Below are 26,158 nucleotides of genomic sequence, written 5' to 3'. Positions count from 1 at the left end.
GGCAGAAAAGAAGGGCCGCCGCAGACACCTCGAATGGTGTCTGCGGCGGCCCGCACATCTTTCGGATCAGCCGCGAACTGCGGCGATGATCTCCTCGATTGCCGAATCGGCGTCGATTTCGCGGCTTTCGCCGGTGAAACGGTCGCGGATTTCGACCTTGCCGTCAGCCCAACCACGGCCGACGACAACGATCAACGGAACACCGATCAGCTCGGAGTCCTTGAACTTCACGCCCGGCGATGCCTTGCGGTCGTCGAGGATGACTTCGAGTCCGGCGCGGTCGAGTTGCGCTGCGAGTCCTTCGGCGCCTTCGCGAGCGGTCTCGTCCTTGTTCGCGATGACGAGGTAGACGTCGGCCGGTGAGACCTCGGCGGGCCAGCGCAGGCCCTTCTCGTCGTGATGCTGCTCGGCGATGACGGCAACGAGGCGCGAGACGCCGACGCCGTACGAACCCATGGTCGGGCGAACCGGCTTGCCGTTTTCGGCGAGGACGTTCACGTCGAACACGTCGGTGTACTTGCGTCCGAGCTGGAAGACGTGACCGATTTCGATACCGCGGGCGGAGACCAGCGTGCCGGCTCCGTCCGGGGACGCGTCGCCGTCGCGAACCTCGGCAGCTTCGATGGTTCCGTTTGGCGTGAAATCGCGACCGGCAACGAGGCCGACAACGTGCTTGCCGTCTTCGTCGGCACCCGTGATCCAGCTGGTGCCGTCGACGACGCGCGGATCGACGAGGTAGCGAACACCGTTGGCCTGCAGCGCCTTCGGGCCGATGTAGCCCTTGGCCAGGAACGGGTTGTTCTTGAAGTCGGTCTCCGTGATCATGACGAACTCGGCAGGCTCGAGTGAAGCTTCGAGTCGCTTCTCGTCGACCTCACGGTCGCCGGGGATGCCGATGCCGAGGAGTTCCCATTCACCACCGGGCAGACGGGTCTTGACCATGATGTTCTTGAGGGTGTCGGCAGCGCTGATCGTGCGACCGAGGTCGGCACCGTTCGCCCAGTCCACCAAGGTGTCGATGGTGGGCGTGTTCGCGGTGTCGTAGACCTTGGCCTCGGGCAGGCCGTCGAACGGAATGGCCTCGGGCACAACAGTCTTGACGGCCTCGACATTTGCGGCGTAACCGGATTCGAGGCAGCGCACGTAGGTGTCTTCGCCGATCTCGCTCTCGGCAAGGAACTCCTCGGACGCACTGCCGCCCATGGCACCAGAGGTCGCCGAGACGATGACGTACTTGACGCCCAGACGCGTGAAGATCTTCTCGTACGCGTCGCGGTGCGCCTGGTACGACGCCGTCAGTCCCTCGTCGGTGAGGTCGAAGGAGTACGAGTCCTTCATGACGAACTCGCGGCCACGCAGAATGCCGGCACGCGGACGCTCTTCGTCGCGGTACTTGGTCTGCACCTGGTACAGGGTGACCGGGAAGTCCTTGTAGGAGTTGTACTCACCCTTGACCGTCAGAGCAAAAAGCTCCTCGTGGGTCGGGCCGAGCATGTAGTCGTTGCCCTTGCGGTCCTTGAGACGGAAGAGTCCGGCGCCGTATTCGGTCCAGCGGTTCGACGCCTCGTACGGCTCGCGCGGCAGCAACGCGGGCAGCAGGATTTCCTGGCCACCCATCGCATTCATCTCTTCACGGACAACGCGCTCTACCTCGCGCAGCACCCGCAATCCCAGCGGCAACCACGAGTAGACGCCTGGAGCGATACGACGCACGTAGCCGGCGCGAACCAGCAGTTTGTGGCTGGCAACTTCGGCGTCCGAGGGATCGTCACGCAGGGTACGCAGGAACAGGTGGGACAGACGGGTAATCACGAGGTATAAGGATAGTCGGCGCTGTACCTCGGACGGGCGTCGGTACGGTATCGGGGTGCTTGTATTGCTGCCTCCCTCAGAAACCAAGTCCGACGGCGGCAAGGATGCGCCCCTCGATCTGGCTGAACTGTCGATGCCCCAGTTGACCGAAACGCGCGAATTGCTGGTGCAGACGCTTGTCGATCTGGCCGCCGACGTCGACGCCTCGTGCCAGGCTCTGGGGCTCGGACCGACCCAGGCGGACGAGGTGGAACGCAACGCCAAACTGTGGGTCTCGGCAACCCGCCCCGCACTTCAGCGCTACACCGGCGTGCTGTTCGACGCCCTTGACGCGAAGTCGTTCACGCGCGCTCAGAAGGCCAAGGCACTCGACCGGATCGCGATCGGTTCCGCCCTCTTCGGCGCGGTCCGCGCCGGTGATCTGATTCCCGCCTACCGCCTCTCCGGCGGGTCCAAGCTGCCCGGCATGGGGACACTGCGATCACTGTGGAAGCCGGAACTGCCGAAGGCCTTGGCCGCCGAGGCCGACGGACTTGTCATCGACTTGCGATCGGGCACTTACCAAGACCTCGGACCGGTTCCGGACGCGCTGATCGCAACGGTCCTCACCGAGAAGCCGGACGGAACCCGCACGGTGGTCAGTCACTTCAACAAACACCACAAGGGTCTGCTGGCGCGGGCGCTCGTGGTCTCACGCGCCGAACCGAGTGACATCAAGGGAGTTGCCCGAGTGGCGTCGAAGGCGGGCCTGCGCGTGGAAATCGCGTCGGAGCGCGAATTGATCATCCTGACGGATTGACAGCTCCCGCGATCAAGTGCCACAGAAGGTTTGGAATGTTTCACTGAAAGACTCCGGGGCCGCCTCGGTGTAGTCGGACCACTCCTCGCGTCGGTCGAACGGATGCGTGACTACCTCCAACAGCTTCTCGAAGGGAACGAGATCGCCGTCGGTCGCGGCACGCAAGGCGGCATCTAGCTGATGATTACGCGGAATGTAGAGCGGGTTGACGCGGTCCATCGCGCTCGCGGTCTCCACGGCATCGCGTCCCTGTTCCGTCAGAGCGCCGTGCCACCGCTGCAACCATGGCTCGATGTGCTCCCGTGGCACGAGGTCGTCGATGGGCTCCGAATTTCCGCGCAGTTCGTCCGCGAGAGCACGGAAAGTGCCCGTCCAATCGGCACCGTGTTGCGCCAACAACGTCAGCAGATCGTCGACAAGCCCTCGATCGACAATCGGATGGACCAGACCGAGCTTTGCCGCCATACCGGCCGCGTAGTGGCTCTCGTAGCGCTCGTCGAAGGTGTCGAGAATTGCCGACGCCACGGAAATCGCATCGTCGGGTGTGGAATCGATCAGCGTCAACAGTGTTTCTGCGAAGCGCGCCAGATTCCACTTCAGGACGGTGGGCTGATTGCCGAACGCATAGCGGCCGCCGCCGTCGATCGAGCTGAACACTGCCGACGGATCGAACGCGTCGAGGAAGGCACAGGGACCGTAATCGATGGTCTCCCCCGAGATGGTCGTGTTGTCGGTGTTCATCACCCCGTGTACAAAACCGGTGAGCATCCACCTCGCCACCAGTGACGCCTGCGCCTCGACCACCGCCTCGAGGAACCTCAGGTAGCGATTGTTCGCCCCCGTCGCCGGTAGTTCGGTCAACTCCGGATAGTGGCGGGCGATCGCGTAGTCGGCGAGCGGCTGCAAGATCTCACCTTGCCTGGCCGCGAACTCGAAGGTTCCCACTCGAAGGTGACTGGATGCGACCCGCGCAAGCACGGCACCGGGTTCGGCACCGCTGCGGCGAACGTCCCGACCCGTCGCCACCACCGACAGCGCGCGCGTCGTGGGGATACCGAGCGCATACATCGCCTCACTGACCAGGTATTCGCGCAGCATCGGCCCGACAACCGCATACCCGTCACCGCCACGCGAGAACGGCGTGCGCCCCGAGCCCTTGAGATGGAGATCCACACGCCGACCGTCGCTGGTCAGGAGTTCACCGAGCAGCAATGCCCGACCGTCCCCGAGAATCGGTGCGTATCCACCGAACTGATGACCCGCATACGCCATCGCCACCGGTTTGGCCCCGACCGGCGCTGTCGACCCGGACAGGACGCCAACCCCGTCCACACTTCGCAGACCTTCTACGTCCAACTGCAACGACGCAGCCAGCGGCTCGTTCACGACGAGCAACTGCGGATCAGGCGCAGCGGCACCTTGCCACGGCACTGTCAATGCGCTCAACTCGTCAGCGAAAGTGCTCTCGAGGCCGGCCACGGTGGTGGCCGTGCCTGCTGTGGAATCCTGGATTGCTGCCATCACACGAGAGTAGTCACCGTGAGACAACCCCTCGATCAGCCCTGGTCGATGTACGACTCGAGGTGATCGCGCTCGCTTTGCAACTCGTCGATCCGACTCTTGACGACGTCGCCGATGCTGACGATTCCCAGCAGCTCCCCGTCTTCGATGACCGGCAGGTGGCGGATGCGTCGTTCGGTCATGATCGCGGCGATGCTGTCCACGGAATCAGCCGGCACGCACGTGTACATCAGCGCTGTCATCACCTCGGACACTTCGATGGCCAGCAGTTCAGGACCCCGCTCATGCAAGCGCCGCACGACATCGCGCTCGGAGATGATTCCGACAACAGCGTCACCGTCGAGGACGACCATGGCACCGATGTTGTGGCGGGCAAGATCGCACAGCAACGCGTTGACGGTGGTATGAGCGTTGATGGTGACGATGCTGTTGCCCTTGTTGCGCAAGATATCCGCGATCCGCATCACGGCACTCCGATCCGTCGGGAAGCTCGGCCCTCAGTTAGATCGTATCCAGACGCGACGCACAAAAACAGGGCTGATCAGCTGATTCCCTGAGCTGCCTTCTCCGCAGCCTGCGCCTGGGCCACCTGGGCGGGGGTGAATCTGATGCACACGGCCGCAATGCCGGCGAGAACCGCGCAGATCGCGCAGCCGACAAGAGCAAAGGTGTATCCCTCGCCGAGGGCGATCAACTGGGTCGGATTCATATCGGCTGCCTTACCCGAAATGCCGCCGAGCGAGAGAGTTTTCGACGTCGCCATCGCGCCGATGACCGACAGCGCGAGCGGGCCGCCGAGCGTCTGAGCAACTTGGGAGATGGCCGTCAACGGGCCGATCTCCGTCTCGGGAACGCCGGCGATCGCGCACAGCGGCAGCGGCACCATCGCCAGTCCGATACCGAATCCGATGCCGATGACGGGGACAAAAAGATTGGCAAGGTACGTGGAACTGGAGTCGAGGGTGGAGCCGTAGAGAAGTCCGACGATCATGATCAGTACACCGGTCAGCACGAGCCATCGGGGTTGAACACGGACCGCCAGCTTCGACGCGACAGTTGCTGCCGCGCCCAAACCGATGGCAAACGGGATGAATGCCAAACCTGCGCGCAGCGGCGAGTACTCCATGATGTCCTGCACGAAGAGCGCAACAAACGCGGTCATGCTGAACATCGCGCCACCGACGAAGAAGATCGCCAGGAACGTCGCAACGCGGTTCCGGTCGGCGAACAACGAGAACGGGAGCAACGGATTCCGGGCGGTGCGTTCCACGAACAGAAACGCTCCGAGAGCGATCAGTCCGGCAACCAACGCACCGATAACGGCGACGCTCCCCCAGCCCATTTCCGGGCCTTCGGTCAATGCAAAAACAATGCCGGTGCAGCCGAGCGTGGCAAGAATCGCGCCGGGCACATCCAGAGCGAGTCGAGTCTGCGTTGTTTCGCGCAGTGCTCGAAATGCCATACCCACGAGCACGATTCCGATAGGAACGTTGATGAGGAAGATCAATCGCCAGGACACCTCGGTGAGCGCACCACCGATGATCAGTCCGGCAATCGATCCGACGCCCGTCATCGCGGCAAAAATTGCGATGGCCTGATTTCTCGCCGGTCCGGCCGCAAACGTCGTGGCAACCAGGGCAAAGGCCGTCGGCGATGCGACGGCCGCGCCAACTCCTTGCAGCGCCCGCGCCGCGATCAGCATGCCCTCGTTGAGCGCCAGGCCGCACAGCAGCGACGCGACGGTGAACAGCGAGACGCCCGCGATGAACATTTTCTTGCGGCCGTACGCGTCACCGAGTCGGCCACCGAGCAACATGAGCCCGCCGAACGCCAGGGCATACGACGTCAGCACCCAGTTTCGGCCGCTGTCACTGAGCCCGAGATCAGCTTGCAGTGGCGCGAGCGCAAGGTTGGCGACGGTGCCGTCGAGCACCACCATCATCTGCAAACCGCTCAGGACGATAATGGCGAGACCGATGACTCGGGTCGCTACCGGAGCATTGACCGCTGGGGCCGCGGACTGAGCGGTTTCAGATTTTGGGGAATCAGACACAAGACTTCACGTTACCCAGCGTTGACGGAAAAGCCCGCCACCGGTCCGATCACGATGATGGCCGGAGGCTTGATCTCTTCATCCTTGACGCGCTGAGCGACGGTCGCCAGATCGGCCCGCACCTCACGTTGCGTACGCAGTGTGCCCTCCTGGATCACAGTGACCGGAGTGCTCGCGGCTCGCCCACCTTCGATGAGTGCAGCCGCGAACTGATCGATGCGTTCGACGGCCATGAGCAGCACGATCGTGCCGCGCAGCTTCGCCAAAGCCGACCAGTCGACCAGCGAATCCGGATGATCGGGAGCAACGTGCCCACTCACGACGACAAACTCGTGAGTGACACCGCGATGCGTGACGGGAATACCGGCTGCCGACGGCACGGAAATCGCGCTCGTGATTCCGGGCACTACCGTCACCGGCACACCCGCTGCGGCACACGCCTCGAGTTCTTCGTAGCCACGACCGAAGACGTAAGGGTCGCCGCCCTTGAGCCGCACGACAAACTTTCCGGCCTTCGCGTTGTCGATCAGCGCCGCGTTGATGGCTTCCTGTGCCATGGCCCGGCCGTACGGAATCTTCGCGGCGTCGATGACCTCGACGTCGGGTCCGAGCTCGGCCAGCAACTCCGGCGGCGCCAGGCGATCGGCAACAACAACGTCGGCGCGGGCCAGCAATCGTCGACCGCGCACGGTGATCAGATCCGGGTCGCCGGGGCCACCGCCGACCAGTGCCACGCCGGGCGCTGCCGGTTCTGCCGTATCCGCGAGGACACCGGACTGCAGTCCTTCGACCACGGCGGTACGGACGGCTGCCGAACGACGATGATCGCCGCCGGCCAGGATGCCGATGCTCATACCGTCGTACTCGGCGCTGGCGGGCGTGACGGCGGTGCCGTGCTTGGCGTTGTCGGCGCGCACACAGAAGATGCGACGACGCTCGGCCTCCGCGACGATTGCCGCGTTGGTTTCGGGCTCGTCGGTCGACGCGATGGCGTACCAGGCACCCTCGAGGTCACCTTCCTGGTACGGACGCAGCTCGACTGTGATCTGTCCTGCCGTTGCCATGCCCTCGACTGCCGGCGTGACCTCACGACTGATCACGTGAACTGCTGCGCCCGACGCGACCAGCAGGCCGAGGCGGCGCTGAGCGACCGTCCCGCCGCCGAATACGACAACGCGTCGATCGGTCAGGTTGAGTCCGACCAGGTAGTTGGTCTCGTCTGCGGTGGGCTCGCTCACTCGCACTCCATTTCATCGTCGATCTTTGTGCTCGCTGGGGGAACTTTACTGGCCACGGCGACGGTCACCGCACCGGTCGAGGTCTTACCCACCGCCAGAGGTCCGTGACCGGATGCCAGGATCGCTGCCGCCTCCGCAACGCTGGCGGTACCCACAGCCTGGTGGACGCGCGATGACGGTGACGGCACGGGCACGGCTGCAAGTTCTTCCGCGGTATACGCCGTGACGTCGACTGCAAGGATCTTCGCGGCATCGATCAGTGCCGGGGCGCAGGCTCTCCCGACGGAAGTGGCAAGGCCAACGACTGTCGAGTCCTGCGGCGCGGCGCCTCGCACGGCGTCGACGATCTCGGCAGCGGTGGCCGACGTCGTGAATCCGACGCCGACGTATACCTCAGGCACGAGCAGCCTCGACAAAAGTGGCAATCGAACTCGGCCGGCCGGCCGGATGCGTGTGGAGATACGACGCGTGAACTCCGCCGCGAACAAATCCCTCGCGCACTGCGCCGCCGTCCCACGGTCGCCAACCCCACGCGCTCGCGCATCCGTCGGCGTCGGCACTGACGAGAGAGGTGCGGTGAAATTCGTGTCCGGCGACACGCGAACCCGCCTCGAAAAGGCTCGAGTCACTCAACGCCACCGCTTCGCGATAGCCGAGTGTGAGTCGTTTCCCGAAAACTGCGTCGACGCCGACAACTCCGGCCATCGCATGACCGTCGAGGCTGCGGGCGAGGTAGAGCAGTCCGGCGCACTCCGCGTGGATGGGCGCACCGCCGTCAGCCAATTCTCGTACTTGCGCCAGCAGAGCAGTGTTCGACGCCAGGTCAACAGCATGCTCCTCCGGAAATCCGCCGGGAAGTACCAAAGCGGCAGTACCGGAGGGCAATTCGTCGCGCAGCGGATCGAATACCTGCACATCCGCGCCGGCGGCGGTGAGAAGCTCACGATGTTCGGCGTATCCGAAGGTGAAAGCCGGTCCGCCCGCCATCGCCACCACAGGCCGCGAGCCGGGACGCTCCCCCACCTCCTGCACCGGATTCCAGGCAGGTGCACCAACATTCGACGCGGCCAGAGCGCGCACGGAGCTGAGATCGACGTGAGTTGCGATCAACTCCGACATCGCGTCTACCGCGGCGACTGCCGCGGTGCCGTGCTCGGCAGCCGGGATCAACCCCAGGTGACGTGACGGCACCTCCAACTCGGCCAGGCGCGGCACAACTCCGAGTACCGGTATCCCGACCTTGTCGCACGCGTGGCGCAGAACCTGCTCGTGCCGGGCACTGCCGACGCGGTTGAGGATGACGCCGCCGATCCGCACGCTCGAGTCGTAGGTGGCAAATCCGTGCAACACAGCGGCCAGGCTCTGACTGTGGCCGCGGGCGTCGATGACCAGAACAACCGGTGCGCCCAGAACCGCGGCCACCTGCGCCGTCGACCCTTCCGCCGATGCCTGCACATTGGCTTCGTCGATCTTGCCGTCGAACAGGCCCATGACGCCTTCGACCACGGCGATATCGCAGTCGGCGGTGCCGTGCTGATAGAGCGGCGCTATGCGTTCTTCGCCGACAAGGACCGTGTCGAGATTACGTCCCGGCCTTCCCGCCGCGAGTCCGTGATAGCCGGGGTCGATGTAATCCGGGCCCACCTTGAACGGTGCCACACTGCTACCGGAGCGCCGGAGAGCACCGATCAGCCCCGTTGCCACCGTGGTCTTTCCGCTACCCGATGCGGGTGCGGCGATAACTACGGCCGGCGTGGACGAACTCACCATTCGATGCCTCGCTGGCCCTTTCGGCCGGCGTCCATCGGGTGCTTGATCTTGGTCATCTCGGTCACCAGGTCGGCTGCGTCGATCAACGCCTGCGGCGCGTCCCGCCCGGTGATCACCACATGCTGATTTCCCGGTCGATCGCGCAACGTCTGCACAACCTCGTCGACGTCGACCCATCCCCACTTGAGCGGGTAGGTGAACTCGTCGAGGACGTAGAAGCGGTGCGTTTCGTCGGCGAGGCGCCTGGCGATCTCCTGCCATCCCTCCGCTGCAGCAGCGGCGTGATCTTCCTCGCTGCCGGCCTTACGAGTCCAGGACCAGCCCTCTCCCATCTTGTGCCACTGCACCGGGCCACCGACGCCACTCTCGTCGTGCAGGTTTCCGAGTGCGCGGAACGCGGCTTCTTCGCCGACTTTCCACTTTGCGCTCTTCACGAACTGGAAGACGCCGATGTCGAATCCCTGGTTCCAGGCGCGCAGTGCCATCCCGAACGCGGCGGTGGACTTGCCCTTGCCAGGTCCGGTGTGGACGGCAAGCACCGGCGCGTTACGACGCTGGCGTGTGGTCAAGCCGTCGTCGGGAACAGTATCGGGAACGCCTTTAGGCATGGTGATCTCCTGAAATGAAAACGTTAGGCTGCGGCGCGGACGACACCCGCGACCTGCTGCGCTGACAATTCGGCAAGACGGACGCATCCGCCTCGTAGTTCTCGGGCCAATTCTGCGGCCAATCCCAAACGGACAAGCCCGGTTTCGCAGTCCACCACGATCGAGGCAACCGATGCGTCGGCGAGCAGGTGCGCGGCGACACGCGCGCGGTGCAGCGCGTCCTTGCCGCCGGTGGCACGGCCGTCGGTCAACGCAACCATGAGTGCGCGGCGCTGCGGATCCCGGAGCCGTTCGCGCAGAATCACCTCACGGGCACGCAAGAATCCTTCTGCGAGTGGCGATTTGCCACCGGTTCGCATGGATTGCAACCGGCGAACCGCGATGTCCACGGATGACGTCGGCGGCAGAACCAGTTCGGCTTCGCGGCCCCGGACGGTGATGACGGCCACCTTGTCGCGGCGCTGATAGGCGTCGCGGAGCAGCGAGACCACGGCGCCGGTCACCGCGGAAAGTCGGTCGCGCGCCGCCATCGACCCCGACGCGTCCACCACGAACACGATCAGATTGCCTTCGCGCCCTTCACGAATGGCGCCGCGCAGATCAGCCGGCGCCAATCGCAGACGGCCCGCCGTGCGGCCACGCGCAACCTGCGATTCCGCAGCGGCAAACACTGTGCTCGTCAGGTGCAGACCGTGCCCGCGATCGGTGGTCGACCGCACGACGCGTCCACGTGACGACGTGGATCGTGAACGCCGGCCGGGCGCACCTTCCCCGACGCCGGGAACTTCGAGAAGTTTGGCCTTGAACTGGCTACTCGGCGGGGCGGACGGCCGATCGGTGGCGCGCACTCCCCCACCCGGACCGTCCGGATCATCCTGCGGCCCGTCATCGTCCGGGCCGTCGTCATCCGGGCCCCCGTCTTCGGGTTCGCCGCCCTCGGGTTCGCCGCTGCCTGATTCGGGCTCAGGATTCTCGGGCGGTTCCGGCTCGCCGGCCCGAGCATCCTCGTCGGCCCGATGCATCGCATCGTCGAGTTGCTGCTGATCGAGGCCCGGCTCGTCGAAGGGATCGCGTCGGCGGCGATGCGGCAGAGTCAATTCCGCCGCGACTCGTACGTCTTCCTCGGTGACCTCGGTCCCACCACGCCACGCAGCATGAGCGGTAGCAGTACGCGCGAGGACAAGATCGGCGCGCATACCGTCGACGTCGAAGGACGCGCACAACGACGCAATCCGCCGCAGTTCTCGGTTGCTCAGCTCCACGTCCTCCAGTCGGATACGCGCAGAAAGGATTTCGGCGGCCAATTCCTGATCGGCCGGGGCGTAGCGGTCGGCAAACGCCTGCGGATCGCGTTCGTAGTCGAGGCGTCGGCGCACTACCTCCATCCGCACATCCACGTCGCGAGATGCGGACACGTCCACTGCAAGACCAAAACGATCCAGGAGCTGTGGACGCAGTTCTCCCTCTTCGGGATTCATCGTTCCGACGAGGACGAACTTCGCGGCGTGTGAGTGCGAAATCCCGTCCCGCTCGACATGCACTCGACCCATCGCGGCTGCGTCGAGAAGAACGTCAACCAGATGATCGTGGAGAAGGTTCACCTCGTCGACGTACAGAACACCCTGATGCGCCGCGGCCAGCAGTCCGGGCTGGAAGGCGCGCTCACCGTCGCGCAATACCTTTTCGAGGTCGATCGAGCCGATGACACGGTCTTCCGTTGCCCCGACGGGCAGTTCGACCAGCCTGGCGGGACGTCTCACACCGGCGTCGTCGACGGCCGGCAGCAAAGCCGTCAAGGCGCGCACGACGGTGGATTTTGCCGTGCCCTTTTCGCCGCGAACCAGTACGCCACCGATTCCGGGGTGTACCGCGCAGAGGATCAACGCCAACCGCAGTTGGTCCTGGCCCACCACCGCGCTGAACGGGAAACCCGCCACCGCCGCCTGATCGTCTTCTACCCGCACGTCGACATCCCTCCACCTCTCGGTTTCCTCGCCGAGAACTTGGCTTCATCCGAATGTCGCGGCAATCTGGCTGAGATCTCGGGAGATCTTTACAGTGGCGGGACCGCACCTGAATCGAACAGGACTTCCCCGCGAGCATTCGGTATCGAAAAAACCCTAGTCGGCCCACAATTGTGTGAGCCGACTGGGTCTAGTGCATCAATGATTCAGCTGGCCAGCACGAACGGCTCGCCGCCACCGCGGCGCATCGGGGTGTGCGGAATACCGTCCTCGACAAACTCTTCGCCGTCAGCCTTGAAGCCGTGCTTGCTGTACATGTCGACCAGATAGGTCTGGGCATTGATGCGGCACGGCGCCTCGCCCACTTCTGCCAGTGCAGCTTGCAACAATCGCGTCGTGTGGCCCTGTCCGCGTGCCGCGTGCGACGTGCAGAGTCGACCGATGCGGAAGCTCTTCTTACCGTCGTCGTGCTCTTCGAGGAGGCGGAGTGTGCACACCACTTCGCCGTCCTGCTCCAGCCAGAAGTGGCGGGTTTCCGTCAGCAGGTCCCGCCCGTCCAACTCGGGGTACGGGCAGGCCTGCTCGACGACAAATACTTCTACCCGAAGCTTCAACAACTCGTAGAAAGTCTTGTTGTCGAGGTCGAGTGCCCATGAACGCTTCAATGCTGCTGTTGCCGTCATGGGTGCGACTATCACACAGTTGCAGCGGTTTCCGCGACCGGAAGGGAAACAGTTGATGACGCGGAATCGAGCTCGAGCACCTTCGAGGACCAATCCCAGACCTGGTTGAAAAGTCCCTCGTTGTCGGTGAGCTTGACGCCGATGGACGGAACCATCTCGCGCAGCTTGCCCTTCCAGCCCTGGAATTCGGTCGGGAAGCAGCGCTCGAGGACGTCGAGCATCGCGGGAACAGCCGTCGACGCGCCGGGAGAGGCACCGAGCAGGCCGGCGATCGAGCCGTCCTCGGCAGCCACGACAGCGGTACCGAATTCGAGGACGCCGCCCTTGCCCTTGGCCCGGCGAATCACCTGGACGCGCTGACCTGCGGTGATGAGCTCCCAGTCCTTGGTCTCGGCCTTGGGTGCAAATTCACGCAGATCCCAGATACGTCCGGTTTCACTCTTGGTGAGCTCGCTGACCAGGTACTTGACCAGGCCGAGTTCGCTGACGCCGACGCCGAGCATCGAGAGGATGTTGTTGGGCTTGACCGAACCGGGCAGGTCCGTGACACGACCCTGCTTGAGGAACTTGGGTGACCAGCCGGCGTACGGTCCGAACAGCAGGCCCGGCTTGTTGCCGATGACACGCGTGTCGAGGTGCGGAACCGACATGGGCGGAGCGCCGACGGCAGCTTTGCCGTAGACCTTGGCGCTGTGCTGGTCGATCAAGTCGGGGTTGGTGCACCGCAGGAACGCGCCGCTGACGGGGAATCCGCCGAAGCCCTTGGCTTCCTTGATGCCCGACTTCTGCAGCAGATGCAGAGCGCCACCACCGGCGCCGACGAAGACGAATCGTGAACGCACGACGCGCTTTTCACCGGTGCGACGGTTGGTGACCTTGACGGTCCACGTCTTGTCGGAGTTCTGCGTGAGGTTGGTGACCTCGTGACCGAAGTACATGTTGCCGCCGGTCTTGCCGATGTAGCCGACGAGCTGCTTGGTGAGCGCTCCGAAGTCGACGTCGGTGCCGTCCTGGCTCCAGTTGAGGGCGATGGGATCCGAGAAGTCGCGGCCCTTTGCCATCAGCGGCAGGCGCTTGGTGAACTCGGCCGGATCGTCGATGTACTCCATGCCGCGGAAGAGCGGGTGGCCGGCAAGTGCGTCGTAGCGAGCACGCAGGTACTTGGCGTTGGCCTCGCCGTGAACGAAGCTCACGTGTGCGATGGGGTTGATGAATTCCTTGGGCTGCGTCAACACGCCCTGCTCGACAGCGTGTGCCCAGAACTGACGGGACACCTGGAACTGCTCGTTGACGTTGACGGCCTTCTTGATGTCGACCGTGCCGTCCGAGTTCTCGGGGGTGTAATTGAGCTCACAGAGCGCGGAGTGACCGGTTCCCGCGTTATTCCACGGGTCGCTGCTCTCGGCTGCGACGGCGTCGAGCCTCTCGAAGGTCGAAATCGACCAGTCCGGCTGCAGCTGGCGCAACAAGGCACCAAGCGTGGCACTCATGATGCCCGCACCCACGAGCACTACATCCGTCTTCGTCTCTACCGCGTTCTGATTCGACACTGGAGAATCGACTTCCTTGTCATTAGCCGTGCGCGCATCCGCCTGCTGTGTTACGCCGAATAGGTTACCTGGGCGTAAGTGCGCCGTTTACCACCCCCAATTGTGCTCTACAACGCCGTCCGGAAACGAGGATTAGATTGTGATCTGTGACTACATGGGTTCCAGACGTCCTCGGAGACGGATATCAGCAGCTGACCATTCCTCTCGGAACCGATCCGGACGGTGAGGGTGAGATAGACGCCACACTCGTCCGCTATCAGCCGCCTGGCGAGGCAGTCCGGGCGAACCGCGCAGTTCTGTACGTACATGGGTTCACCGATTACTTCTTCCAGAAACATCTTGCCGAGCACTTTGCCGAGCAGGGTTACGCCTTCTTCGCGCTGGATCTGCGCAAGTGCGGGCGTTCACTGAAACCGGGCCACACCGCGCACTACGTGTCGGATCTCGCACTCTACGACGCCGAGCTCAACGAGGCTCTGCGCATCGTGAACTCCGAAACCGACGGCAGCGAGCTCCTCCTGATGGCGCATTCGACCGGTGGACTCATCGTTCCTCTGTGGCTGGACCGACTCCAGCGCAAGCCGGGCGGCAGCTCCGGACACGGCATCGCCGGCCTGGTGCTCAACAGCCCGTGGTTCGACTTGCAGGGTCCGCCGATGGTTCGCAGTGTCGGCACCGCGGCCATCGACGCGTTGGGACGAGTGTCCGCGAAGACTGTCATCCCTGGCACGGGCCTGCCGACGTACGGCTCGAGTCTCCATATCTCCGCCAACGGCGAGTGGGACTACAACCTCGACTGGAAGCCGCTCGAAGGGTGCCCGGTCACGTTCGGGTGGATGCGTGCCGTGCGCGGCGGGCACGCGCAACTGCATCGTGGCCTGGACATCGGTGTCCCCGCACTGATCCTGCGTTCGAAGAAATCGGAGTTCGCCAAGGCGTATCACCCTGGCGTCGACCTGGCAGATTCCGTCCTGGATGTGAAGCAGATCGCACGATGGGCCGGTTGCCTCGGTGACCGGACTACCATCGTTCCCATCGACGGCGCGCGCCACGACGTCTTCCTCTCGACCCAGAAGCCGTTGGCCACAGCCTTTTCCGAACTCGATCAGTGGTTGGAGTGGCTCGATCGCCGCCTGACCGAAGACGCAGACACCACCACACAGGAGAACGCGCAGTGACGGATTACGACCTTGCCATCATCGGAAGCGGCTCCGGCAATTCGTTGCCCGACGAGCGATTCGACGGCAAGAAAATCGCCATCCTCGAGGAAGGAACCTTCGGCGGCACGTGCCTCAACGTCGGATGCATCCCGACCAAGATGTTCGTCTACGCGGCTGAGGTCGCCAACACGGTGTCGCACGCCGAGAAATTCGGCGTCGACGCCACCCTGGACGGTGTTCGCTGGTCCGACATCGTCAAGCGTGTCTTCGGCCGAATCGATCCCATCTCGGCGGGCGGCGAACGCTACCGCAGCGAGGACAGCCCCAACACCACTGTCTACCGCGGCCACGCCACCTTCACCGGCCCGAAGACCATCAACACCGGAACCGGCGAGACCATCACGGCCGACCAGGTTGTGATTGCCGCCGGTTCACGCCCGATCATTCCCGAGGAAGTCGCCTCGAGCGGTGTGAAGTACTACACCAACGAAGACATCATGCGTCTGCCGGAACTCCCCGAGCACCTGGTCATCCTGGGATCCGGGTTCATCGCCACCGAGTTTGCACATGTGTTCTCCGCGTTGGGTTCTCGCGTGTCGATCATCGGCCGTAGCGGCCGCCTGCTTCGTCACCTCGACGACGAGATCTCGGAGCGCTTCACCGAACTCGCCGTCAAGAAGTGGGACGTGCACCTCGGGTCACCCGTGCGCTCCGTGCGCAACGAAGACGAGAACGTCGCCGTCGAACTGGCAAACGGCACAGTTGTTTCCGGTGACGTTCTGTTGGTCGCCGTAGGCCGCAAACCCAACGGAGATCTCCTCGACCTCGACAAGGCCGGCATCGAACTCGACGACAACGGCTCCATCGTCGTCGACGAGTACCAGCGCACCACAGCGGAGGGCGTCTTCGCGCTCGGCGACGTCTCCTCCCCCTATCAGCTCAAGCACGTGGCCAACCACGAAGCACGCGTCGTTCAGCACAACCTGCTCCAGGACGCGTGGAACGACACTTCGGGGCTGCGAGCCACCGATCACCGGTTCGTCCCGGCTGCGGTGTTCACCGATCCGCAGATCGCCGATGTCGGAATGACGGAGAAGCAGGCGCGTGACGCCGGACTCGACATCACCGTCAAGGTCCAGGCTTACGGCGACGTCGCCTACGGCTGGGCGATGGAAGATCAGGAGGGTCTCTGCAAGGTCATCGCGGAGCGCGGAACCGGTCGTCTCCTGGGCGCTCATGTCATGGGGACTCAGGCCCCGACCGTCATCCAGCCACTCATCCAGGCCATGAGTTTCGGGCTGTCCGCTCAGGACATGGCCCGCGGGCAGTACTGGATCCACCCGGCGCTGGCCGAGGTGGTCGAGAACGCGTTGCTCGGACTCGACATCTGACCGCCGTTCAACGAAGAAGGCGGGCACTCCCACTGTGGAGTGCCCGCCTTCTTCCTACGTCAGATGTTCACCAGGGACTGGTGCGCAGCACGATCTCGGTAGCGAGTTCAGCCGGCGCGGACTTCACGATGTCGTCGACTCCGGGCACTTCAGCCACCCGGAAGTCGGAGTACACAAACCGTCCGCTGGCGTCGGCGATCGCCCGCCCGGCACTGCCGACCACGATGGTTGTCGGCACCTCCACCGGCGGAACCCCGGCAATGTCGGCGGCGGAGGGATGACCACGATCCACCGAAATCAAGCTCGCGAAGCGCCCGAACTGACGCGCAGCCAGCAGCCACGCCAGGTCAGCACCTTCGCGGTGCCCCACCAGGTTCACCCAGGCGATGTTCAGCTCGTCCAGCAGAACCACTGCCGTCTTCTCGTCGAGATTCTCGATCGATTCGACGGCCACCGTACGCAAATCCGAATTGTGCAGTCGTTCACACACTTTGTCGTACACGTCGACTGGGTCGCCCTTGCCCGGAAGAAGGAGGACCGCGTGCTTACTGACCGGTCCGTCGATCCGAACGGTGCACGACCCCTTGCCCACCGCTACTCGAGTCAGTTCCATGAAAGGAAACGGTACGCGATCCGATCAGCGCGTTGGCGTGCAGCGGACCGAATACGACAACTCGCAGGTGGTTGTGGCGACGTGTCCATTCCTTACAAACCCGCAAAAGTGAATGCTTCGGCCGGTTTGAACTGATCCGAGGAATCACCCGAGTAGACGACGCTCTCGTTCGGCCCGAGGTCGAGCTTGCGGACCGTTGATCCCTCGCTCAGATCGATCGACGCCACATTCACCCAGAAGGTGTTCGGTGTCATCGCCGACTCGAAGAAGTAGAGTCCGCGCTTGTGATCGACCACCGTGCGCCACCGGGTCGACGAGATGTTCGGCTCGTCGGGAGTCGAAATACCCAGGGGCACAGACACGTTCCGGATAACGCTGAACGTCGCGGCCAACGCGGTGCGCGGGTCGTCTGTCTTCGGGACTGCATCGACGTAGAACGAGGCGCGGGCGAAGCGATCCGCGGCGCGATTGGTACCGGGCAACATGACGGTGCCGTTGATCTGCTTCCAGTACTCGTTGACGGCGAGCTGTTTGTCGAAGACCGGAGAATTGGTCATCACCTGGTGCTCGCGACTGTGGTGAATTGTCGCTCGGCCACCGATGTACTCGATGATCGCGCTGTCACCGCTCGCGTCCGAGAGGGACATGTGCAGCGTTGCCAGGCGGTCTTCGCCGGGAACAGCAGCGGTCACAATGGTGAAGGGCTCCGTCGCCAACACATCGATTGCTTCCTGAACAGTCGCGCAGCGATCCAGCACGTACTGCGCCCACGCCGCGATGGACAATCCGGGGGTAGAGCCGTCGTATGCCGGGTACTCGGATTCGACCAACCACAGGAGATTGGCAGAGAGTCCCGCCTCGTTGACCCCGTCCGTCGTGCACATGTCGTAGGCGGTGGCGACAACACTGCCGTACGTCGACGTCCATTGAATCGAGTTCGGACCCGCACACCCCGCACGGGTCATGCCACGCGGGAATGCCCAGAGGTTTGTTCCGAGGTCGACTTTCCAATCCATCGACCGGGCAGTGATCACAGTGTCGTTGGGGCCCAGGTAAACCAATCGTGTGCACATCGAAAAGCTATCCCTTCGTTTTCGGACTACGGCGTGACGATATTGAAGCTGGGATCGAAGGTATCCATCAACCCTCCCAGCGTCTTCAAGGCTGAATCGTCGCCGTCCAGCGAGATCTTTCCTGCCCTCGCCAACTCCGGCGCAGCACCTGGCTGCAGAAGTGCACCGATCAGCGCAGCTTTCGGTCCGGTCACCGTCAGCTGCGTGTTCGGCGCCGCTCCCCGCCTGGCATTGAGCACGCCGCGCTTGACCCAGAGTGTCCAGGTTTCGTTGTCGTGATCGGTGAACACAAAATCGATGCGGAGATCGACGTCGGCCGCCTTGTCTCCGATGAGATGTATTGCGACGAAGTCGAAGAGAATGTCGATGGGCATCGCGAGGACACTGTCCTGGCTCGCGGTGATGTACGGCGGGGGTTGTGAACCTTCACGCAATTCCAGGGCTGCCGAGAGGTAGATTCCGCGCCACTGCGGCCCTTCCGCTTGGTACCCCATCTGCTCGTACACGTCGGCCTGGAGGTTCTTCGCCTCGGTGTTCTCCGGTTGCGCGAACACCAACTTGTGCAGGATCTCAGCAGCCCAGCGGTAGTCCCCCGCACCGAAAGCCCGCTTGCCCTCGTCCAGAATCTTCTGTGCGCCAAGGAGATCGACGAACCGCCTGGACGACTCCACCGGTGGATGCGGGTGCAGCGACACCGGATCGCCGTCCCACATTCCCAGTTCTTTGGTGTACACAGCGCGCACGTCGTGGTGCAGAGTTCCGTGGTATCCGCGGTTGTACCACTTGCGTCCGAGTTCGTCCGGCAGTTCGATCACCTCGGCAGCTTCGAGCGGCGTGTACCCCTTGTTCGCCAGCCGAAGCGCCTGATCGTGAATGTACTTGTAAGTGTCCCTTTGAGATTCGATGAACGGCACCAGATTCTCGTTGCCCCACACCGGCCAGGTGTGTGGACCGTAGTGGACAGTCGCTTCGTCTCCCCACCGTTCGAGGGTTTCGTCCAGATAGCGAGCGAAGTTCCGAGCGTCGCGCGTGCGCGCACCACGCAACGTCTGAATGTTGTGGAGCGAGTGGTTGGCGTTCTCGGCACACGTCAGTGCCGCGAGTTCCGGAATCCAGATGTGCATTTCCTCCGGAGCCTCGGTATCGGGGGCATAGAGGAACTCGAATTCCAGGCCGGCGATTTCGCGCTTCGTTCCGGTTTCGGTAATGCTGTCCGTAGGCGAAATATACGAGACCAGCGGACCTTTTGTACTGATGGTGCCAATGCCGCACGTGACCATCCCTTTGGCATTCAGGTCGAGCAATCCACCGAATGCGTAGAAGGACCGTCTGGCCATGGCATTTCCCGCGACAACATTTTCACCGATCGCAAACTTGTCGAACGACGCGATCATGCCCGGCGCGATGATCGGAACCTTTCCCGACGTCACGTCGTCGAGGTCGACGATTCCCTTGACGCCGCCGTAGTGGTCGATATGGGTGTGCGTGTAGATGATTGCGGCAACCGGCTTGTCGCTGACGTGTTCGCGAATCATCTTCATACCTTGGCGTGCCGATTCGACCCCGGCCATGCAGTCGATGACGATCAGGCCTTCGTCACCTTCGACGACCGTCAAGTTGGCGAGGTCGTTGTTTCGCACCTGATAGAGGCGGTCCGTGATCTGGTAGAGCCCGCCGCGGCGCATCAACTGGCCTTGGCGCCACAGGCTCGGATTGACGGTGTCCGGCGCCGGAACGTCGTCACCGAGGTATGCCATTGCGTCAGGATCGAAGACCGTGTGTCCGTCATCGGCGACCACCTTGCCCGGCAACGGGGCGATCAAGCCGCGGTCCGCGTCCGCAAAATCCTGCCGGTCCTCCATGGCATACCGCGCGACGGCCTCGCGATTCACCGTCGCAGTGATCGGTGTTGCGTCCTTAGGTGTCTGGCACATGGCACTCCCCGCTCGGCTACGACGATCAGATACACCATCATCTGGGTCGGGTGGGCACACACTTGGAATCACCCGCGCAGGGTGAAGCTCGTACAACCACGCGACGTGGTTATCGCTCGGGTTCCTCGGAATTCCGAGATGCCATTGCAATTACCAGGACCGCGAGCCCACATCCGGCAACCAGGATCCATCCCAGCCTCGATGCCTGTGCGACATCTGCGGGGGCACTGGCGCCGATAATGCCGCCGGCGAGCGCCACACCGAGAGCGGCGCCGAATTGGCGTGCACTGGAGGTTATTCCACCGGCAAGCCCGGCCTGCGATCGCGGCAGTCCGTTGACGGCGGTGTTGGTGATGGGGGCGTTCGAGAATCCGAATCCGATACCGAGGAACAGGTAAGCGACCAACAGCATCGGAATGGCCGTGTTGTTGTCGAGCGAGATCAGGCACAGCCCGCCGAGCGTCGTGAAGCTACCGGCGATCAACAGCGGTCGCCGCGGGCCGAACCGTCCGACGAGTATTCCGGACAGCGGTGCGCAGACAGTTGCCGCAACAGCCATGGGAAGTGTGATCGCGCCGGCCAGGGCCGGACTCATACCGCGGGAGTGCTGGAGGTAGAACGTGCCGAGCAGCAGCGTCGCGTTCAACGCTACGAACACCACGACAGCTCCGACCACGGCCGACGAGAACGGTCTGCGGCGAAACAGTGCGAGGTCCATGAGTGGCTCGCGCCTTCGTGATTCGACCCGGATGAATGCGGCCAGCGCCACTGCGACGATGACGTATCCCACCGTCGCTGCGGCGGAGAACCATCCGATGTGTGGGCCCTCGATCAGTAGGGCAACCGCACCGCCGACAAGCCCTACCAGCAGCAACTGACCGGGAAGATCGAGACGTCGCGACTGCTGCGCTCGGGACTCCGGTACAAAAACAGCAGTCAAGACGAGTACGGCCAGGATGACAGGCACGTTGATCCAGAAAACCGATCGCCAGCCGAAACTTTCGATGAGCACCCCGCCGACGATCGGCCCCACCGCCATACTCAGGCCGAAGACCGCGGCCCACACCCCGATCGCCTTGGCCCGCTCCTTCGGGTCGGTCATCACGTTGACCACGATCGCCAGGGCGACCGGGCTGAGCATCGACCCGCCGACGCCTTGGGCGATCCGCGCGGCGATCAGCACCCACACGGACGGAGCGAGTGCGCAGGCAATCGACGCCACCCCGAAAACGACGAGCCCGATCTGAAAGACCCGTCTCCTGCCGAATCGGTCGGCCACCGCTCCCGACGAGATGAGCAAACTCGCCAGAACGAGGGTGTACGCGTTGACGACCCATTCGAGACCGCGGGTTCCGACGCTAAATCCCTCCCCGATCGTCGGCAGAGCAACGTTGACGATGGTCGTGTCCAACCCGACGACGAACAGGCTCGTGCAGCAGATCGCCAGGACTCCCCATCGCCGCCCGGCATCAAGTCCGATTACGTGCGGTTCGTCGATTCCGCTCGAAGGTTTCATGGTCGGACTCCATCTCTCGAAGTGCTCAGCCGTGCTCGGCTGTCGGAAGGATCGTCGCCCTCCGGCGTCCGAACTCGGTAGAAAACTTGCAGAAACTGCAAAGATGGACGGTATGGATGCTGAATTCGAGCAGTTGATCACCGATATCGGGCCAAGGCTGCGGCTGCTTCGACGCGATCGCGGATTGACTCTCGAGGACCTCTCCGAGGCCACCGGCATCTCCGTCAGCGCACTCTCACGCCTCGAGGCGGGTAAGCGTCGTCCCACCCTCGATCTGCTGTTGCCGCTCGCCCGAGCTCATCGGGTCGCACTGGACCAACTCGTCGGTGCTCCCGCTACCGGCGATCCCCGGGTCCACCTCACCCCGAGCCGACGCAAGAACGGTAGTGCTGTCGTTCCGCTGACGCGCTATCCCGGGCGCCTGCAGGTGTTCAAGCAGGTAATCGGACCGCGTCCACCGAAACTCGTCACCCACGCCGGCTACGAGTGGCTCTACGTCCTCGCCGGGGATCTGCGGCTCATTCTGGGCGCGAACGAGGTTGTTCTGCGCCCTGGTGAAGTCGCGGAGTTCGACACTGCCGAGCCCCATTGGTTCGGTCCCGCCGATGACCACGTGGTGGAGATCCTGCATCTGTTCGGCCCACAAGGCGAAAAGGCGCATGTGCGCACCCATGCGAAACCGATTGCGGCGCAGGACTAGCACGTCGGACCGGAGGTGAGTGCAGGCCGATCTCCTCGAGAAGCCACCGAGTTCACCCGACACGGATGATGCGCCGAGCCGTGCGGCCTTCCACGATGGGACGACCGAGTCGTTGACTTTTCCGAGGGAGCTGAAACCGATATGGCGCTGGATTATTCCGATCGCACGGACTTCGACAATGCCGAGCGGGGCTTCATCGCCACGCTCGAACCGCTCACCATCAAGAACGCCGACGGACGGATCATTTTCGACCTGTCCGGCTACAGCTATCTCGACGAGCCGTGCCCGGAAACGGTTCATCCGAGCCTGTTCCGTCAGGCTCAGCTCTGTGTCAAGAACGGACTCTTCGAGGTCACGGACGGGATCTATCAGATCCGCGGATTCGATATTTCCAACATGACCCTCGTCGAGGGCGACAACGGTGTCATTGTGATCGACCCGATGATCTCCGCGGAGTGCGCTGCCGCCGGTCTTGCGCTCTACCGCGAACACCGTGGTGACCGCCCGGTCACCGGCTTGATCTATACCCATTCGCACGCAGATCATTTCGGCGGTGTGATGGGCGTTCTCCCCGACGGCGCCGGCGATGTGCCGATCATCGCGCCCGAGGGTTTCCTCGAACATGCGGTATCCGAGAACGTCTATGCGGGAACCGCAATGAACCGTCGCGCGAACTATCAGTACGGCTACACATTGGACGTCGGACCCGAGGGCCAGGCCAGTCTCGGGCTGGGCATCCAGACCTCTGGTGGATCGGTAGGCCTGATCCCCCCGACCGTCGACGTCACGCATACCGGGCAGGAAGAAACCGTCGACGGAGTGCGGATCGTCTTCCAGATCACTCCGGGGACCGAGGCACCGTCCGAGATGAACTTCCACTTTCCCGACAGCCGCGCATTGTGTGTCGCCGAGAACGCCACGCACAACCTGCACAACATCCTCACGCTTCGAGGCGCATTGGTACGAGATCCACGCATCTGGTCTCACTACCTCGACGAGGCTGTCGAATTATTCGCACCGGATTCCGATGTGGTGTTCGCGTCGCACCATTGGCCCACGTGGGGTTCGGAGAACATCGTGCAGTTCCTGACCGAGCAACGGGACATGTACGCGTATCTGCACGATCAGACTTTGCGAATGGTCAACATCGGACTCACCGGAAGTGAGATCGCAGAGGAGTTCACGCTGCCCACAGCGCTCGACGATGCCTGGCATATCCGCGGGTACTACGGATCGGTCAGCCATAACGTCAAGGCGATCTACCAGCGCTACATGGGCTGGTTCGACGGTCATCCCAGTTCACTCTGGCAGCACCCGCCGGAGCAATTGGCCGCTCGCTATGTGGACGTAATCGGCGGTGTGCCTGCAGTTCTCGACAAGGCACGCGGCTACATCGATGCAGGTGACACTCGGTTCGCGGCCGAACTGCTCAAGCATGCGGTATTTGCCGAACCCGACAACACCGAAGCAAGAAACGCTCTCGCGGATCTCTACACCACTCTCGCCTACGGTGCGGAAAATCCGACCTGGCGCGGCTTCTACCTCACCGGCGCAAAGGAACTCCGCGGCGAGATCACCCCACCGCCCATCGATCTCGGTACCGGTATGGCTGCGGCATTGACGGTGGAACAGCTCTTCGACACACTTGCCATTCGTGTCAACGGACCCCGGGCCGGGGGTGAAAAGCTATGCATCGAATGGATTTTCACCGATCTCGACACGAAGGTCCGGATGACCCTCTCCAACGGAGCACTGATCCAAACGCCCAACCCCCGGACCAAAGCAACCGCCGATCTCACCCTCACTCTCACCAAAGCGCAGCTACTCGGGTTGCTTGCCGGGAGCGGGCTGGACGGAGTCGAACATTCCGGTGATCCTGCGACGCTTGCGCGCCTACTCGGACTGCTCGACAGTCCCGATCCGGCCTTTGCCATTGTGACTCCCTGACCTGTGCCTCCCTGACTGTCGACGACGGTCTGGTTCAGGCGGCACCGCGCTCACCGACGTGCCGCCGACGCAGATTTGAGTTCTGTAGGGCTGGAGGCACATAGGCCTGATCGAGAGGACCGACGTCGGTCCCGGGCGGGACGATCTCGTCGATCCGGTCGAGGATCTCGTCGGAAAGCGTGACGTCGACGCCGGCGAGAAGGTCGTCGAGGTGAGTCTCGGTGCGCGGCCCGACGATCGCGCTGGTCACGCCCGGATGAGCAATCGCGAACGCCATCGCGAGGTGTGTCAGGGGCATGCCCGCTTCATCCGCGAGGGGAATGAGTTGCTCGACCACGTCGAGTCGACGCTCGTCCGTGAGATGTTTGAAGAGGCTCGCGCGGCGCAGATCGTTGCGCTGGCCTTTGCGAACGCGTCCAGTCAGCATCCCCTGCCCGAGAGGGGCCCACACAAGCGTCCCCATTCCGAAACGTTGCGCGGTCGGCAACACCTCACTTTCGATGCCGCGGTTGAGGATCGAGTACGGCGGTTGCTCCGTGTGGAACCGTTGCAACCCGCGCCGCTCGGCGACCCACTGAGCTTCGACGATGTCGGACGCGGGCATCGTGGACGACCCGATCGCACGGACCTTTCCAGCGCGAATCAGGTCCGAGAGCGCAGAGAGCGTCTCCTCGATATCGGTATCGGGGTCCGGACGCTGGATTTGATAAAGGTCGATGTGGTCGGTCTGCAAGCGGCGAAGAGAGTTCTCGACGGCCTGCATGATCCAGCGCCGCGAGGCGCCCTGTTGATTGGGGTCGGTTCCCGTCGGCCGGCTCACCTTGGTTGCGAGGACGACGTTGTCACGACGCCCTTTGAGTGCTTTGCCCACGACTTCTTCGGAATCGCCGTATGCATCGGAGGTGTCGACGAAGTTGATCCCTGCGTCCAGCGCTTTGTGGATGATCCGGATCGAGTCGTCCTGGTCGGGATTGCCGATGGCCGTGGCGAACATGAGCGTGCCGAGCGCGTATGGACTGACCTTGATACCGGTCCGGCCGAGAGTGCGGTACTGCATGGCTTCTCCTCGAGATTTCGGAAGGGGGCTGTGTGGGCAAGCGGGCTGATGCCTTACCCTGAACACAAGCGGAAAGCCCTTCCGGATCGACTATACGGAAAGGCTTTCCGGTAAATCAAGGGAAGGGTCGGTGTGTCGACGAACACAGGGCAGTCCGGAAGCGACCCCGACAACGCTGTCGAACCGGGAAAATCCGAACGCGCGCCGCGCCGGCGACGCGTCGACGCGCAGCGCAACCTCGATGCAGTGCTCGAAGCGGCGAAAACCGTCTTCGCCACGTCAGGCGTGGATGCACCCGCCAAGGAGATCACCGATCTGGCAGGCGTCGGAGTCGGAACGCTGTACCGACACTTCCCCCGACGCTCAGACCTGGTCACAGCCGTTCTTCAGCGCGAGATCGATGCCTGCGCTGCTGCCGGACCGGCACTGGCTGCGGCGAACACACCAGGAGTTGCCGTCGCGAAGTGGATCCATCGGTACACCGAATTTCTCTCGACCAAACAAGGCCTTGCCGCAGCCCTCCACTCGGGCGATCCGGCATTCGACGCCCTGCCCGGATACTTCTACCAGCGACTCGAACCCGCGCTCGGCTCCCTTCTCGACGACGCGATGGCCAGCGGCGAGATTCGGACCGACATCAGCGCCAAAGACCTCCTGGATGCTGTCGCACTTCTGTGCCAATCCGTGCCGGGCGAACCGGGGCATGAGTACAGCAAGCGCATGATTTCAGTACTGATCGACGGGCTCAGCACGACACGGTCCTGACGGC

At 63.3% G+C, this 26,158-nt stretch carries 22 protein-coding genes and 1 riboswitch; of the genes, 6 read left to right on the top strand and 16 right to left on the bottom strand.

Translation table 11 applies throughout. The annotated features are described in order from the left end of the window. Positions 1 to 66 precede the first annotated feature (66 nt). A complete protein-coding gene (locus tag FFI94_RS11850) occupies positions 67 to 1,812 on the bottom strand; it encodes a proline--tRNA ligase (RefSeq protein ID WP_138873104.1) in 1,746 nt (581 codons plus the stop codon). A 55-nt stretch (positions 1,813 to 1,867) separates the two neighbouring features. Between FFI94_RS11850 and yaaA the strand changes: the two genes are divergently transcribed. Then, entirely contained in the window at positions 1,868 to 2,611 is a 744-nt protein-coding gene (gene yaaA, locus FFI94_RS11845) for a peroxide stress protein YaaA (protein ID WP_033234924.1), read from the top strand. 12 nt (positions 2,612 to 2,623) lie between these two features. Here yaaA and FFI94_RS11840 read toward each other — a convergent pair whose 3' ends face one another. The 10 genes from FFI94_RS11840 to mqo form a co-directional block, all read right to left on the bottom strand. After that, positions 2,624 to 4,132, bottom strand: coding sequence for a YdiU family protein (locus tag FFI94_RS11840; protein WP_138873103.1), 1,509 nt, complete (start codon positions 4,130 to 4,132; stop codon positions 2,624 to 2,626). Between the two features lie 35 nt (positions 4,133 to 4,167). After that, entirely contained in the window at positions 4,168 to 4,596 is a 429-nt protein-coding gene (locus FFI94_RS11835) for a CBS domain-containing protein (RefSeq protein WP_138873102.1), read from the bottom strand. A gap of 77 nt (positions 4,597 to 4,673) precedes the next feature. Then, positions 4,674 to 6,185: an MFS transporter gene (locus FFI94_RS11830; protein WP_138873101.1), complete on the bottom strand. Its 1,512-nt coding sequence runs from the start codon at positions 6,183 to 6,185 to the stop codon at positions 4,674 to 4,676. Positions 6,186 to 6,196: 11 nt separating this feature from the next. Beyond that, on the bottom strand, positions 6,197 to 7,423 hold the full coding sequence (gene cobA, locus FFI94_RS11825; protein ID WP_138873100.1) for a uroporphyrinogen-III C-methyltransferase: 1,227 nt from the start codon (positions 7,421 to 7,423) through the stop codon (positions 6,197 to 6,199). Beyond that, positions 7,420 to 7,824, bottom strand: coding sequence for a cobalamin biosynthesis protein (locus tag FFI94_RS11820; RefSeq protein WP_138873099.1), 405 nt, complete (start codon positions 7,822 to 7,824; stop codon positions 7,420 to 7,422). The genes cobA and FFI94_RS11820 overlap by 4 nt, the downstream gene beginning before the upstream one ends. After that, positions 7,817 to 9,193, bottom strand: a complete 1,377-nt coding sequence (locus tag FFI94_RS11815) for a cobyrinate a,c-diamide synthase (protein WP_138873098.1) — start codon at positions 9,191 to 9,193, stop codon at positions 7,817 to 7,819. Before FFI94_RS11815 ends, FFI94_RS11820 begins: the two co-directional genes overlap by 8 nt. Continuing rightward, positions 9,187 to 9,801 (bottom strand): cob(I)yrinic acid a,c-diamide adenosyltransferase, encoded by a 615-nt coding sequence (gene cobO, locus FFI94_RS11810; protein WP_033234930.1) that lies wholly within the window; start codon positions 9,799 to 9,801, stop codon positions 9,187 to 9,189. The genes FFI94_RS11815 and cobO overlap by 7 nt, the downstream gene beginning before the upstream one ends. A 23-nt stretch (positions 9,802 to 9,824) precedes the next feature. Further along, positions 9,825 to 11,738: a VWA domain-containing protein gene (locus FFI94_RS11805; protein WP_138873744.1), complete on the bottom strand. Its 1,914-nt coding sequence runs from the start codon at positions 11,736 to 11,738 to the stop codon at positions 9,825 to 9,827. Positions 11,739 to 11,774: 36 nt separating this feature from the next. Further along, a riboswitch (adenosylcobalamin (AdoCbl) riboswitch) is annotated at positions 11,775 to 11,921 on the bottom strand. A gap of 50 nt (positions 11,922 to 11,971) precedes the next feature. Next, positions 11,972 to 12,448: a GNAT family N-acetyltransferase gene (locus FFI94_RS11800; protein WP_138873097.1), complete on the bottom strand. Its 477-nt coding sequence runs from the start codon at positions 12,446 to 12,448 to the stop codon at positions 11,972 to 11,974. Between the two features lie 11 nt (positions 12,449 to 12,459). Next, positions 12,460 to 13,998, bottom strand: a complete 1,539-nt coding sequence (gene mqo, locus FFI94_RS11795; protein ID WP_138873096.1) for a malate dehydrogenase (quinone) — start codon at positions 13,996 to 13,998, stop codon at positions 12,460 to 12,462. A gap of 146 nt (positions 13,999 to 14,144) precedes the next feature. Here mqo and FFI94_RS11790 point away from each other — a divergent pair, with 146 nt between their 5' ends. Next, entirely contained in the window at positions 14,145 to 15,176 is a 1,032-nt protein-coding gene (locus FFI94_RS11790) for an alpha/beta hydrolase (protein ID WP_138873095.1), read from the top strand. After that, positions 15,173 to 16,549, top strand: a complete 1,377-nt coding sequence (gene mtr / locus FFI94_RS11785; RefSeq protein WP_138873094.1) for a mycothione reductase — start codon at positions 15,173 to 15,175, stop codon at positions 16,547 to 16,549. Before FFI94_RS11790 ends, mtr begins: the two co-directional genes overlap by 4 nt. A 67-nt stretch (positions 16,550 to 16,616) precedes the next feature. On the opposite strand, the gene FFI94_RS11780 is transcribed toward mtr, so the two are convergent. From FFI94_RS11780 to FFI94_RS11765, 4 genes are all read right to left on the bottom strand, one after another. Further along, a complete protein-coding gene (locus FFI94_RS11780; RefSeq protein WP_045067266.1) occupies positions 16,617 to 17,162 on the bottom strand; it encodes an alpha/beta fold hydrolase in 546 nt (181 codons plus the stop codon). Between the two features lie 92 nt (positions 17,163 to 17,254). After that, complete coding sequence (locus FFI94_RS11775) at positions 17,255 to 18,235, bottom strand: linear amide C-N hydrolase (RefSeq protein WP_138873093.1); 981 nt, start codon at positions 18,233 to 18,235, stop codon at positions 17,255 to 17,257. Positions 18,236 to 18,261: 26 nt separating this feature from the next. Then, positions 18,262 to 20,169 carry an alkyl/aryl-sulfatase gene (locus FFI94_RS11770; RefSeq protein ID WP_138873092.1) on the bottom strand — a complete coding sequence of 636 codons (1,908 nt, stop codon included), beginning with the start codon at positions 20,167 to 20,169 and terminating at the stop codon, positions 18,262 to 18,264. Positions 20,170 to 20,278: 109 nt separating this feature from the next. Then, a complete protein-coding gene (locus tag FFI94_RS11765; RefSeq protein ID WP_138873091.1) occupies positions 20,279 to 21,685 on the bottom strand; it encodes an MFS transporter in 1,407 nt (468 codons plus the stop codon). 112 nt (positions 21,686 to 21,797) lie between these two features. Between FFI94_RS11765 and FFI94_RS11760 the strand changes: the two genes are divergently transcribed. Together FFI94_RS11760 and FFI94_RS11755 are read left to right on the top strand one after the other, a co-directional pair. Next, positions 21,798 to 22,385 carry a helix-turn-helix domain-containing protein gene (locus FFI94_RS11760; RefSeq protein ID WP_138873743.1) on the top strand — a complete coding sequence of 196 codons (588 nt, stop codon included), beginning with the start codon at positions 21,798 to 21,800 and terminating at the stop codon, positions 22,383 to 22,385. A gap of 141 nt (positions 22,386 to 22,526) precedes the next feature. Beyond that, the gene (locus FFI94_RS11755; RefSeq protein ID WP_138873090.1) at positions 22,527 to 24,332 is read left to right on the top strand and encodes an alkyl/aryl-sulfatase; all 1,806 of its coding nucleotides are present in this window, start codon (positions 22,527 to 22,529) and stop codon (positions 24,330 to 24,332) included. Between the two features lie 34 nt (positions 24,333 to 24,366). On the opposite strand, the gene FFI94_RS11750 is transcribed toward FFI94_RS11755, so the two are convergent. Continuing rightward, a complete protein-coding gene (locus tag FFI94_RS11750; protein ID WP_138873089.1) occupies positions 24,367 to 25,389 on the bottom strand; it encodes an aldo/keto reductase in 1,023 nt (340 codons plus the stop codon). A gap of 132 nt (positions 25,390 to 25,521) precedes the next feature. On the opposite strand from FFI94_RS11750, the gene FFI94_RS11745 reads away from it, so the two are divergent. Beyond that, positions 25,522 to 26,154, top strand: coding sequence for a TetR/AcrR family transcriptional regulator (locus FFI94_RS11745; protein WP_138873088.1), 633 nt, complete (start codon positions 25,522 to 25,524; stop codon positions 26,152 to 26,154). The last annotated feature ends 4 nt before the right edge of the window (positions 26,155 to 26,158 follow it).

This window comes from Rhodococcus sp. KBS0724, from assembly GCF_005938745.2.
In the GTDB taxonomy this organism is placed as follows: domain Bacteria; phylum Actinomycetota; class Actinomycetes; order Mycobacteriales; family Mycobacteriaceae; genus Rhodococcus_F.
This window is presented reverse-complemented; position numbering and strand designations above follow the sequence as displayed.